The 12,351-nt window shown below is 39.2% G+C and carries 12 protein-coding genes, 1 other RNA gene and 2 riboswitches; of the genes, 10 read left to right on the top strand and 3 right to left on the bottom strand.

The window, feature by feature from the left end:
- The first annotated feature begins 6 nt into the window (after window positions 1-6).
- The 5 genes from ssrA (at window position 7) to K9H14_00800 (ending at window position 6,102) form a co-directional block, all read left to right on the top strand.
- Window positions 7-359, top strand: a transfer-messenger RNA (tmRNA) gene (gene ssrA / locus K9H14_00820).
- Window positions 360-971: 612 nt separating this feature from the next.
- Window positions 972-1,055: riboswitch (cyclic di-GMP riboswitch) on the top strand.
- Between the two features lie 60 nt (window positions 1,056-1,115).
- The gene (locus K9H14_00815) at window positions 1,116-2,069 is read left to right on the top strand and encodes a hypothetical protein (protein MCG9478733.1); all 954 of its coding nucleotides are present in this window, start codon (window positions 1,116-1,118) and stop codon (window positions 2,067-2,069) included.
- A 394-nt stretch (window positions 2,070-2,463) separates the two neighbouring features.
- Window positions 2,464-2,545, top strand: a riboswitch (cyclic di-GMP riboswitch).
- Between the two features lie 110 nt (window positions 2,546-2,655).
- A complete protein-coding gene (locus K9H14_00810; GenBank protein ID MCG9478732.1) occupies window positions 2,656-3,654 on the top strand; it encodes an Ig-like domain-containing protein in 999 nt (332 codons plus the stop codon).
- Window positions 3,655-4,320: 666 nt separating this feature from the next.
- The gene (locus tag K9H14_00805) at window positions 4,321-5,052 is read left to right on the top strand and encodes an endonuclease/exonuclease/phosphatase family protein (GenBank protein MCG9478731.1); all 732 of its coding nucleotides are present in this window, start codon (window positions 4,321-4,323) and stop codon (window positions 5,050-5,052) included.
- A gap of 21 nt (window positions 5,053-5,073) precedes the next feature.
- Window positions 5,074-6,102, top strand: a complete 1,029-nt coding sequence (locus tag K9H14_00800) for a hypothetical protein (GenBank protein MCG9478730.1) — start codon at window positions 5,074-5,076, stop codon at window positions 6,100-6,102.
- Between the two features lie 455 nt (window positions 6,103-6,557).
- On the opposite strand, the gene K9H14_00795 is transcribed toward K9H14_00800, so the two are convergent.
- The 3 genes from K9H14_00795 to K9H14_00785 all read right to left on the bottom strand — a co-directional run bounded on the left by K9H14_00795 (window position 6,558) and on the right by K9H14_00785 (window position 7,589).
- Window positions 6,558-6,752 (bottom strand): hypothetical protein, encoded by a 195-nt coding sequence (locus K9H14_00795; protein ID MCG9478729.1) that lies wholly within the window; start codon window positions 6,750-6,752, stop codon window positions 6,558-6,560.
- Window positions 6,746-7,030: a hypothetical protein gene (locus K9H14_00790; protein MCG9478728.1), complete on the bottom strand. Its 285-nt coding sequence runs from the start codon at window positions 7,028-7,030 to the stop codon at window positions 6,746-6,748. The genes K9H14_00795 and K9H14_00790 overlap by 7 nt, the downstream gene beginning before the upstream one ends.
- A gap of 142 nt (window positions 7,031-7,172) precedes the next feature.
- Window positions 7,173-7,589 (bottom strand): hypothetical protein, encoded by a 417-nt coding sequence (locus K9H14_00785; protein MCG9478727.1) that lies wholly within the window; start codon window positions 7,587-7,589, stop codon window positions 7,173-7,175.
- Between the two features lie 231 nt (window positions 7,590-7,820).
- Here K9H14_00785 and K9H14_00780 point away from each other — a divergent pair, with 231 nt between their 5' ends.
- From K9H14_00780 to K9H14_00760, 5 genes are all read left to right on the top strand, one after another.
- A complete protein-coding gene (locus K9H14_00780) occupies window positions 7,821-8,942 on the top strand; it encodes a Re/Si-specific NAD(P)(+) transhydrogenase subunit alpha (protein MCG9478726.1) in 1,122 nt (373 codons plus the stop codon).
- 10 nt (window positions 8,943-8,952) lie between these two features.
- Entirely contained in the window at window positions 8,953-9,270 is a 318-nt protein-coding gene (locus tag K9H14_00775) for an NAD(P) transhydrogenase subunit alpha (protein ID MCG9478725.1), read from the top strand.
- Between the two features lie 21 nt (window positions 9,271-9,291).
- Window positions 9,292-10,704: an NAD(P)(+) transhydrogenase (Re/Si-specific) subunit beta gene (locus tag K9H14_00770; GenBank protein ID MCG9478724.1), complete on the top strand. Its 1,413-nt coding sequence runs from the start codon at window positions 9,292-9,294 to the stop codon at window positions 10,702-10,704.
- Between the two features lie 59 nt (window positions 10,705-10,763).
- Window positions 10,764-11,441: an isoprenylcysteine carboxylmethyltransferase family protein gene (locus K9H14_00765; protein MCG9478723.1), complete on the top strand. Its 678-nt coding sequence runs from the start codon at window positions 10,764-10,766 to the stop codon at window positions 11,439-11,441.
- Between the two features lie 79 nt (window positions 11,442-11,520).
- The gene (locus tag K9H14_00760; protein MCG9478722.1) at window positions 11,521-12,207 is read left to right on the top strand and encodes a DUF2085 domain-containing protein; all 687 of its coding nucleotides are present in this window, start codon (window positions 11,521-11,523) and stop codon (window positions 12,205-12,207) included.
- The last annotated feature ends 144 nt before the right edge of the window (window positions 12,208-12,351 follow it).

The raw sequence follows: 12,351 nt of genomic DNA, 5'->3' as shown, positions 1-12,351 counted from the left end.
ATATATGGGGGCGAATTGGATTCGACGGGGATAGGTTGAGCTTGGATGGCAAGCCGAGTATCAGAACTCGTAAAAAGCTGAAACTAAACATAAATGCTGACGATTCACAGTTAGCTTTAGCGGCGTAGTTTAACGTTGCTCGTCTACGGGAGGTTTCCTGTGCTTTTCGATAGGCGACGTTTAGCAGGATACCCGGTTATACCTTGTCCGCAGGTATAGCAGGGGAAATTTATGCGGGATAGCTTTTATGGATGGTGCCCTTACCAGACATGACAGCGAAATTAAAATAAGGGATAAGCTTGTAGAAGTTTAAGTGGCAATATCTTCGGACGCGGGTTCGATTCCCGCCGCCTCCACCATATTAATAACTGCTAAACTCATGAGATCCATGTATTTTAGCATCAACCCTTGTGGGCTGGGTGCTGAAAATGACAAGGATGTGCTGAGAAGTAACCCCTTTTGGATTCAAGCTCAGAGAATGCATGTTCCAAAATTTCAAGGATTTGGCTTGGCAAATTCAATCTTCAGCACAAAAAATGCCCAAAGTCATTTATATACTTAAAAGATCTAAGGGTTGATTATTAAGAGGCGGACTGCCTAAAGAGTGGGAAGCTAGTTCTTGCAAGAATTTGGGCTTTTTTAGAATGGGATTTCCATCTTTTAAGGTATGTTACCTTTTTACTGCAATAGTTTTAACCTTTAAGAATACCAAATCCAAGGACAGAGCCAGCACCCCACCAAGGCGCATTCCAGTATGGTAGGAGATAGTCCTTTCTTAAGTTTTACTACCAGACCCTTTAGCATATCTTCTATTGCATTTGTTGGCTTCCTTTTCCTGTTGCCACCAATTACTGCCTCGGGACCAATCCTTTTCACCCTTTTCTTGATTCTTATTACCTGTCTGGAAAACCTGCTTGACTTTAAAATATAATTAAACTAAACTTCTTTTTTTATAAAAAGTTGATATATGTATAAGATTTAGATGCTTTGAAGCTTTTCTCGAATCTGGACGCTTGGGAAAAGCAGAGCAAGTAGCGTAACCGACTAAATTTAATTAGTCGGTTTTTTATTTTTTAATTAGAGTTTTGATAAATTACTACAAAGAAAGACAAGTAATGAAAAAGTTTTTAACTATCGCTACACTAATTGGATTAGTGGTATTTATGTCCGGTTGCGTATCTATAAGCAAATCTGCTGACAAGACTGAAGCCAACCCGGGAGATACTGTAACCCATACTATAGTCTTAAGTTATCAAAGTTCACCTCCAAATCCAGAAGAGGGAGTAGATGGATATGTTGCCAATGCGCAACAACTTGATTTGTCAGGACTTGGAGAAGAATTCCGGAATGTTAAGGTGGTGGATAGCCTCGTAGATTTAGGTGAAAAAGGAGATATCGGTACCCTATTTAAAGATGATTTTCCTTACACCATTAATTACGAATATGTTGTTACAGAAGATGACATTGGAGAGTTGATAAATAAGGCTACAGTTACTTACAATTATTTCACACCAGATGGAGATGGGAATGGAAGTGATGAATCCACATCTACTATTACTGTAACTGAAAAACAAAATGAAGAGCCCAAAAAAAGTACACCGGTTTCATCTCTGGCAGTTGAAGTGCTGCCTCTTGCTACATATGTTATAACTTCTTCAACTGGTAATGGTGGAACTATAACCCCCCTTGGTGAGCTAGCAGTAACAGAGGGTGAAAACCAGACCTATACAATAACACCCAGGGATGAAAATTATGAGATTTCCGATGTTTCGGTTGATGGAGCATACATAGGAGCAGTAGAAACATACACATTTGAAAATGTCTCTGCAGATCACTCTATTTATGTAGACTTTGGAATTATGGGGAAAGTTGAAGAAGTTACAGTCTCCGGGGAAGAAGTAGTGGAAACAGCAGGAATAACCGAAGAAACTGTAGAAGTATTAGGTGTTACCGAAGAACTACCCTATACCGGATTTGATTGGGTATATGTCTTTATGGGACTGGGAATGCTTGTTGCCGGCGGCGGCCTCATGGTTGCAGCAAATAAGCTAAGAAGGAATACTCCTTAAAATTATTAATACGGGTCTAGATAAGCGGGCATCTAAAAATAGGTGCCCGCTTATTTGTTTATAAAGATCCCCTTGCCAGCATATCTTCAAATGGTTTTACGCAGCATCTCTTCCTATATTAGGAAGAAGCTATGCATATATAATGTGCAATGTTGGGTTTTGAATATCTGATTCTTAAGAAATGCGATTTCTGTCGCCTCCACTATATAACCGTCAGACAATTCTAAGGGACCATTACCTTTTAGCGCCAATCGTAGGTTGAGTGCTGAAAACGGCAAGGGTTTAATAAGAAGTAGTTTAGCAAAGTTAATTGGTCACGAAATAAACAAATTATTAATTGACATTAAAATATAATTATATTACATTGAAACATTATAATAATTTAATACATATATAATAATTTAGGTACACTGAAGCTTACCCAAAGATGGACGCTTAGGGAAGTGGAGTGAGTAGCGTAACCGACTAAATTGATTTAAGTTTGGTCGGTTTTTTATTTCTAAGAAAAATACAATGTTTAGAGAGAGGGGCTGTTTTATTCTTAAACCAGTTTAACAAATTATAAAACATATAAGAGGGGGAAATCGTGAAAAAGCTAATAATTGCAATACTGGTGATATCGCTGGTGGTTATGTTCAGTTTTCCGGCTGTATTACTGGGAGAAGAAAATAATACTGATGAGTGTCTTGCGGCACCCGATATAGCAGGTCAACTATTAGAAGAAGCAGGGGTAGATGCTCGATATGGATCGGGTCGTGATGGAGGCAACTACATTAGAGATGTTGCCCAGACAATGACTAACAAGGCTGCGTTCCCGGCCTATAATTGGTATGGTGATTGGGACGGAGAAACCTTTATAGAAAAGTGTGACGAAGAGGCTTATTATCAGGCAGTATACAACTATCTGGTAGGGTTAGGAGCGGGTATTCCAACAGGTCTGTCTATAGAATATGTGGTAGATATTGCAGACGGTTTTGTGTGCCAAGAGATTAAAGACCTTGAAGGTAACTATCCAACTGCTATAGTGAAAGACGTTCACGGCAATCCTGTTGAAGGCCTTGAAATGAAGGCAAGTTTAATAAGAGAAAAAGATTTCCCAGGTTCTGAGTTCACAGATGCTAATGGTGAAGTCATATTTGAGGGGTTGTCTTATGAAACAGTTGGAACATATCAGCTCAGGATTTGGGTCAAAGACTCTGAAATTAGAAATTGGACAGGCACTAGCGCCCTATCAAGTGAGTTCCAGCTCAGCCATGACATAATTGGCACTTGGTCTCAGACAGTAGGAACTAGGAGTACCAGTTTAATAGTCATAGATGAGCAGCAAGCAGATGGGACGTTTACTGGTAAAAGGTGGCACCCAGATGAAAACATTATCTGGGGCAATATCGAAGGCACTGTCGTGGGAGATATAATCGAAATGCATTACAACAGAGAAGGTTACGTTGATGATGGTTACTTCGCAGAATATGAGGGCATCATGGTTGATTGTGATACAGCTAGTGGCATAAGTAGACATGGTAATGATGGAGAGTACAGGGGCGAAGATGGAGAACCTGCAGAGTGGAATATGATTAGACAATAACGACTAATCACAAGGGAAGATCGCTTAATAGGCGGTCTTCCTTTTATTTCAAATAAAAAAAGCTGGTGTATGTACTGAAGGTTGGTTTGATGCGTAAGAAAGATAAATTTTAATTGAATAAGTTCGAGGCTGTCCAGTCTCTCACCGTAATAGAAATTGCAGGTGCAGAGATTGAATAAGATAGGTGAATTTTATTGATTGTTTTCCCACCAAATAGGTTCGAAGCTTGTCCTATTCCATGGGCAAAGAATAGTATCGAACAATAAAGAATAAGAAGATAGCTTCCCGAGAAATATTTCTTGGGTTTTTGCTATATAAAACGGGCCGACAGTAATTTTTAGCATTTCATAATTTAGGCAATAGCTGACAATAGAGTAAAAGCAGCATTACAGTTATTTTTTTTAATGGTGAAATAAAGGTTGAATAGGAGCTAATTAACGAGCAAAAACAGGGATTTTTAGATAACCCTTTTTTACTTTAAGTATATATGAAATAAATTTTTGCCAGTATCCCCTCCAATTGCTTTACCGCATCTCTTCCCATATTTGGAAGAAGAAGTGCATAAATTTGGTGATAGATAACAAACACATATTTTATTATAATCAAACTTAACTATTAGAAGGCAGCCCTTTAGGGCTAGAGCTATTAGAAACTAATAGGGTAAATATGATTATAAGAATTACAACCTGGAATATGGATTACTGGAAACACCAATCCTTGCAGGGCCAAGCATGGGATTACTTCTTAAATGGTGTAAAAGCGGATATCTATCTTTTCCAGGAAGCAAGCCCAACCAAGGAAATAAAAAACCAGGAGGCTAACCTTGTTTGGGAAATGATTGGCCAAAGCCGCAATTGGGGTTCAGGCATTTACAGTCCAAAGTACAAGTTAGTCCAAGAGGAACTAGATACACAATTTAGGGGAGCCTTTGTAATTGGAAATATAAAAATAGGTGGCCATATGATAACCTTTATATCCCTGTATGGCCTTATGGAATCCAATGGCCCTTGCAAAGGGTATTCCATTACAAACCTTCATCGGATAATATCAGACCTAACCGGTCTGTTTAATGGGCACATCGGAGGGAATAGAAAGATTGTAATGGGCGGTGACCTAAATGCAAGCACACAGCTCGATGATATTCAGGGTAACAGGTCTCACCAGATTCTTTTTGATAGAATCAAGGATTTTGGATTAAGTGATGTTTACAAGTTATCTGATAACAAAGATTATGTGCAAAAACTTCGTCATGCAAAAAGTAAAAAAACCTGGCAAAATGACTACTTTTTTATGAGCAATTCCCTTAAGGGCATGTTTTTAAAATATGAGATCCTAGACAATGAAGAGGTCAGAAGATTTAGCGATCACAATATAGTATTAATTGAAATGGATTTTTAGATAGTCTTAAGCTAAAAGATTATGAAGATTTATAAAATAAACGGAAAAGAATACCGGCTTCCTAGTGTGCTTACAGACTTTCAGCTTAAGATATATACTCATTTAATTGACTGGAAATGGGCCAATATATGCAAGGACCCAGGTTTATATAGAGGTATTTATTACGACTTGTTTATCCCTGACAAGTTAAGGGGCCAATTGTATCCGTTATACCCGAGTGTAAAGAAACACTTCTTATCCCATCAGCAGAAATTACATTTTAAGAGTCATAAGTTTTTAGGGGCTAACATGGCAAGCTCTCAAGCCGCATGCGCCAACTTATTTTTACCAATATTGGAAGATCCCAACACTGCTGATAAGGTTTTAAGCTGTGTTAAAGAAGATCTCAAACAGATCGCAACTGGCTTTCTTGACAGTGGATTTAGAATCGAGTTTTGGGATGAGCCGGATAATATGCTACGTGATCACAATAAGGCAAGCGGTACTGATGCAGATATAGCGATTGCCTATTATGATTATGAGGGCAATCTTAACCTGTGGTTAATCGAACATAAATTGACTGAAAAAGAATTTACCACCTGTGGGGGATATAAAGCCAAAGGATGTTTGCCATGCCATAAATGCTATCCTGCAAGTTCAATACTTAAGGATCCTAATCGCTGCTATTATCATAGCAAGTGTAACTACAGCTATTGGAACATTACTCTGGGAGAGGTATCTCCATTTAAGGCTGACCTGATCAGTAAATATGACCAATGCCCCTTTAAGGGGGGTATGAACCAGTTATGGCGCAATCAGCTCCTTGCTACAAGTATTGAATCTTCCAGCCCATCTCAATGGCCATATAAAAAGGTATATTTTTCAGTTGTTTATCATCCTGACAACAAATCACTAGAGCCAACCATATCAAAATATGAGAAGCTAATAGACCACAGCGATAGATTTTTCGCATTTACATCCGATAAGCTTATAAAAAGAGTGAAGGAAGTAGATAACCCGTTATCAACTGATTGGGTCCAGTGGTATCAGGACCTCTATTACCCCCAATAACAAGGTTTTGGTCTTAGATGTCAAGAAAATGTCAAGGACTGAACACAACCCCATAAAAGCAAATAAATTGGAACAAATCCTGAATTCTAAACTTTAGCAGGTCAGATATAGGGAAGGCCCTATAAGGCAATACCCAATAACTGTGCATAATAGCTATTAAGATGCAGTAACCTTCGGGTTCGATTCCCGCCGCCTCCACCATATTAATACCTGTCAAAGCTATGGGATCCATACGTTTTACCTTTTTATGAGTAATCCTTCTGTCTTTTTTAACCTTCTAGCCTCCTTTAGCTTTAGGTTTTTCTATCCTGGCAAGAGAGTATACCTTGCCCGATACTCTGCCTTTATTTCTATCCGGCTGCTTAGAAGTACCTTTAGCTTAAAACGGGCAATAGTGGCAGCAGGCTTTCGGCCGGATATCAGCTGATAGTAGCCTCTCCCTTAAATGTAAATGCTCAAACCGTTATCAAGTTTCTGGGGGTTTTAGAGCACAGTATATAATCGATATTTATTGCCTGAGAAAGTTTCCTGAAAACAGGTTCCCCCTTGGAAACCACAGAAAATCTTTGGTTAAATTTTTTAATATACTTACCCATAAACAGATTGGCAGAATCAATATCTTTTATCCCGTTTAGGCTAAACTCTACCAACAGTCTGTCCTACAGAAACCCCCCACAACCGCTCTATCCGGCCTTTTGCCTGTGGAGAGGAGTGGATATCTTACCTTTACTCCCGGATCTATTAGTATCTTTTTTACCTGGGGGTCTACATCATCTGTCACCTTATAATGCTTTCTCCAGAAAGAGTCCCTGCCCTGGACAAATCTGAATATGGAGTGGCAATCAAAATAATAGGAGTAGGCAAGCCCGTAAGCTAGGGCCACATCCTCTATAGCACATATATGAGCCCAGGAAGTCTCGGTCTCCACCAGGTTTCAGTAGAGAAGGAATCTGCTGCAGTCACCGGTGGAGGTGATAAGATACCATTTCTTATCCGAACAGGGACTCCACTTGTGGTGGGAGCTGTCATGCTGTATGAGTTCTCCGGCATACTTTGTGACCACTTCCCGGTCATGGCGCAGCTTTCCTTTTTTTCTTCATGTAAAATCCATATCTTTTAGCCCTGTCAATTATGGTGGGCAGTGCTGCCTTTGTATAGTGCTTGCTTTCAAGCCTGTCCTTTATATAGCTGTAGTTATAGTCTACTATGGGATTATCATCTAAATCTATGAGGTCTTTTTCTATCTTCAGCTCAGTCAGTATGGCCTCTTCTGTTTCTTTGCCAATCCTTCTTGTGGGTTTTTTTCTCTTATACTTTACGGTAAAGGAATCTGGGTCCTCCTTGTAACTTTTTAAAAGTTCAAAGAACCTTCTTTTCTTAATGCCCAAAATCTCTTCAATATATTTTCTTTCCACTTCCTTCTTTATGTATTTTCCAAGAAGGGCTTTTACCTCATTATAACCAAACCTTTTGTGGATCTGCGCCATAATCTTGTGACCTTTCTGTTTTTGGTCTGATTATAGCCTGAGGTGTGCACTTTTCATAGATAAAACTTAAATGACAAAATTAATTCGGGGGCTTGACATTTATAAACAATACATGTACCCTGTACAGATACAGGGTAAGGGTATAATGATGATAAAAGGAAACAATATATCTTTGGAGACTTTACAACATTAAGAAGTTTAATAATCGAAACAAGGCTTATTGGAAATATAATGGAGCTAGGCATACTCAAAGAACCAGGTTATGAAAATCGTGTAGCTATAATGGCCGAAGTGGTGAAAGCACTCACAGCTCTAAAGGTGAATGTGGGTGTTGAAAAAGGGGCCGGGGAACGGTCGATGGTTTCTGATTCTGAGTATAGGGAAGCCGGCGCCTCAATCGCAGCCAGAGAAGAAATATTCAAAAAATCAGATATGTTGATAATGATTAATCCTTTTGGCCAAAGTGAGTTAAAGTTACTGTCCCGGGAGAAAGTAATAGTGGCAATACTCAACCCTTTTTTCAATAAGGAGCTTGTAGCAGGCTTGGCTGAGAATGAAATTACCTCTTTTAGCATGGAGCTAATACCCCGGATTACCCGGGCACAAGCAATGGATACACTATCCTCCATGGCTACCATTGCTGGCTATAAAGCTGTCCTTGATGCGGCTTTTCATTTACCAAGGTTTTTTCCGATGTTTATGTCAGCGGTGGGTACCATCAAACCGGCAAAAGTGCTAATCCTGGGAGCAGGTGTAGCAGGCTTGCAGGCTATTGCCATATCGCGAAAATTAGGTGCTGTGGTTGAGGTATTTGATGTACGGGCGGCGGTAAAAGAAGAGGTGGAAAGCCTGGGAGGCAGATTTATAGAGGTTGAAGGTGTAACTGTGGGTAAGAATACAGGTGGTTATGCTGTTGACCAGACGCAGGACTTTAAAAAACGGCAGGGTGAATTGATACACAGGCATTCTTTGGCTGCCGACGTGGTCATTTGTACTGCACAAATTCCTGGTAAAAAAGCACCCATATTGATACATAAAGAAACGGTTGAAAATATGAAGGCTGGTTCAGTTATTGTGGACTTGGCAGCATCTACGGGAGGTAATTGCCAAATTACCCAGAATAACGAAGTGATTCAGTATAATAAGGTTACGATTATAGGTAAATCAAATTACCCATCAGACATGCCCAATGTTGCAAGTAACATGTTCGGGAAAAATATACTTAATTTTCTGAAACTGATTATTGATGAGGAAGGAAATCTTGAGCTTAATTTTGAAGACGAGATTGTAAAGGGAACTTGTCTGACTCATAAGGGTAAAATTGTAAACGAACGAGTAAAATCAGTGATATAAATCTAAAGCTATGGAACAGGTACTTATCTATTTTAGTGAAAACAGGGAAGCCATTTTTATTATTTTATTGTCTATATTCCTTGGCATTGAAGTAATTTCAAATGTACCCTCTGTACTACATACGCCGCTTATGTCTGGAGCTAATGCAATTAGCGGGGTAATTATTATCGGGGGCATCATTCTTTTAGGACATGCTGATCTTTCCGAATTCTCACTTGAATTGGTGCTGGGAATAATGGCCGTACTTTTTGGCACGCTAAACGTTGCCGGAGGATTTGTGGTTACCGACCGTATGCTTAACATGTTTAAAAAAAATAAAAAGGGTTAACATTGAACGGGTAATAGAGATATGTTTGGAAATACCATACAATATGGAAAAACCATTCTTGATTTTAGCTACCTAGTAGCGGCAATATTATTTGTGGTTGGCCTTAAATTATTAAGCAAACCCGAATCGGCAAAACGGGGTAATTTATGGGCTGCAGCAGGAATGTTGCTGGCTATCGTCACCACGCTTATTTTGCACAGAGACAATAGCGGAAACAATATACCTTTAACCAATACAATTGTTATCATAGCGGTTATTTCGGTAGGGACAGTGGTTGGTTCAGTTATTGCCCGGAGGGTAAAAATGACCGCCATGCCCCAGATGGTATCTTTTTATAATGCTACCGGAGGAGGAGCATCAGCACTGGTTGCATTAATGGAGTTTTCCAACCTTAAAAATACATCGCCGCTGGTAACACTGCTTGGATTGATTATCGGGAGCATAGCATTCAGTGGAAGCATGATTGCCTATGGAAAGTTAAATGGCAAAATAAAGGATTGGAAATCACCTGCCATGAAATATGTGAATCTGCTTATGCTGGCACTTATAGTGGGAATTACTGCTTTTATGCTGGTTGCTGAGAGTCCAATAGTTGCCCCAGAAATATTGCTTTATTCCCTGTTTGCACTCTCTCTGGTTTATGGGGTATTTTTCGTTATGCCTATCGGCGGCGCCGATATGCCGGTAGTGATTTCATTATTGAATTCGTTTACGGGAATAGCTGCCGCCATGGCCGGTTTTATTTATGACAACCAAGCAATGATACTGGGCGGTATATTTGTAGGCGCCGCAGGAACCATCCTTACCCTGTTGATGTGCAAAGCAATGAATCGCTCTTTGTTAAGCGTTATTATAGGAGCATTTGGTGGTGGAGGTGCGGCTGCAGGGGAAAAGGAAATGGGAACCATTAAAGAAATTTCGCTTAGCGATGCCTCCGTATTGCTTAATTACAGCAAGAAGGTGGTTATCATTCCCGGTTATGGATTGGCTGCTGCCCAGGCACAGCATGTTTGCAGCGAACTGGATAAGTTGCTTACCGAACGGGGAGTGGAAGTAAAATATGCCATCCACCCGGTTGCCGGAAGGATGCCAGGGCATATGAACGTACTGCTTGCAGAAGCAGATGTACCTTACGAAAAATTAGTAGAGATGGATGAGATAAATCCGGATATGCCCAACACCGATGTTGCAATTATTATAGGCGCCAATGATGTGGTGAATCCGGCAGCCATAGATGATCCCTCCAGCCCTATTTACGGAATGCCCATTATCAATGCCCGGGAAGCTAAGAATATAATTGTAATGAAACGGGGAATGGGTAAGGGATATGCAGCAATTGAGAATTCTTTGTTTTATCATGATAAAACACGAATGCTTTTCGGGGATGCAAAAGATACTCTGCAAAAACTGCTTTCGGAGATAAAGAATTTATAGTTAACTTTGGCTGGAAATTACACGTTATTATAAGGTTTAAAGGAAGCGGGAGACCATAGATGGATGGTTTGGGCAGAATTTATGATTACGGTCTTTGGCCCCTGGCTATAATTCATATTTCAATATTTGTCTTTTTTATATTTAGTTTTTTGCTGCCCAAAAACAAAAAAAAATACGAATGGAGATCGCTGGGCGTCTTTACCGGTTTTATAGTGGCATTATTTTTAGAGATGTACGGTTTTCCGCTAACCATATATTTTCTTTCACCATTGCTGATAAATAAATTAGGCATAAACGACCCCTTTAGCCACTTGAAAGGCCATCTCTGGGGAACACTGCTGGGCCTCCCAAACTGGGCAGGAGCACTTATCTGCCTGCTGGGGAGTCTGGTTATGGTTGGGGGAATCTGGGTGATAGTAGCCGGATGGAGAAAAATCCATAGAGCTGACAACCAGCTGGTTACCGACGGTATTTATGGATATATCCGGCATCCCCAGTACTTAGGCATATTTTTTGTAACTACTGGAGCCATGATCCAATGGCCTACAATCATAACTATTTTGATGTGGCCTGTCCTTATTTTCTTTTATATAGCTCTGTCTAAAAGAGAAGAAAAAGAAATGGAAAGGATATTTGGTTTAAGCTATGTGGAATACAGGAGTAATGTTTCAGCATTTATGTTTAGGTTTCCAAAGAAAGGCAGCCACGCAGCCACGCAAAAGAATAAATTTTTATAAGCTTTTTTTGTTGCCTAAATCCTTAAAGGGATTCAGGCAACAAAATTAATATGGCTGCATAACTTCCAGTTTAAAAAATATGGTCTTTATCTATTTTTTAGCAAATAAAATTGGTTCTTCGGTTTGCCACCAGATACCTTCCAGAACCCTGGTAATAGGAGGTATTTATCTGCCATTGTGTGGAAGAACTACAGGTATATACCTTGGCTTTTTGATTTCAGCAATAATACTGTTTTTTTTGTTCAGCAAAGAAAATGAATTAGCGTCAGTATATGTTCTAATAATTTTCTTTCTATTAATTGCATCAACTGCAATAGATTGGGTGCTGTCTCATTTGGGTATATATGAATCAAGCAATAATATAAGGTTTATAACTGGATTTTTAGCAGGGTCATCAATTACAGCTATTATATTTCCGGTATTTAACAGGCAGTATTACCAAAAGTCTGATGACTTAAAAATTTTCAAAAGTCCAATAAAATTAATAGTCTATTTTTTAATACTGATATTTTTTATAATCATGACCCTGCTTCGGCTTGGTTTCTTATCACTATTCTATTACTACCTTTCTGCTTTTTCAGTAATATTCACCTTTTATTTTGTGAACCTTCTAATGATAATTTTGATACCAATGTTTGCCAATAAAGCCCGAAGGGTAATAAGCAGATATCTTATATTGCCTTCAGTAATATCCTTAGCCCTGACATCTTTGGAATTATTTGTGTTTTTTAAACTGAATGTATTTTTTTCAAACCTTAGAGCATAAAAAGGATATAAACCTTTTAAGGAAGAAAGCAGTGGCCTTAAATTGGAAGATTGTTTATGTAAATAATAAGCTAACCGGTACAGAGCTTGACACGCAGCAGCAATGGCTGTAGTATATACAGATACCAGGTAGGGGTATAGAAGC

Source organism: Actinomycetes bacterium, from assembly GCA_022396035.1.
GTDB lineage: Bacteria > Actinomycetota > Humimicrobiia > Humimicrobiales > Humimicrobiaceae > Halolacustris.
This window is presented reverse-complemented; position numbering and strand designations above follow the sequence as displayed.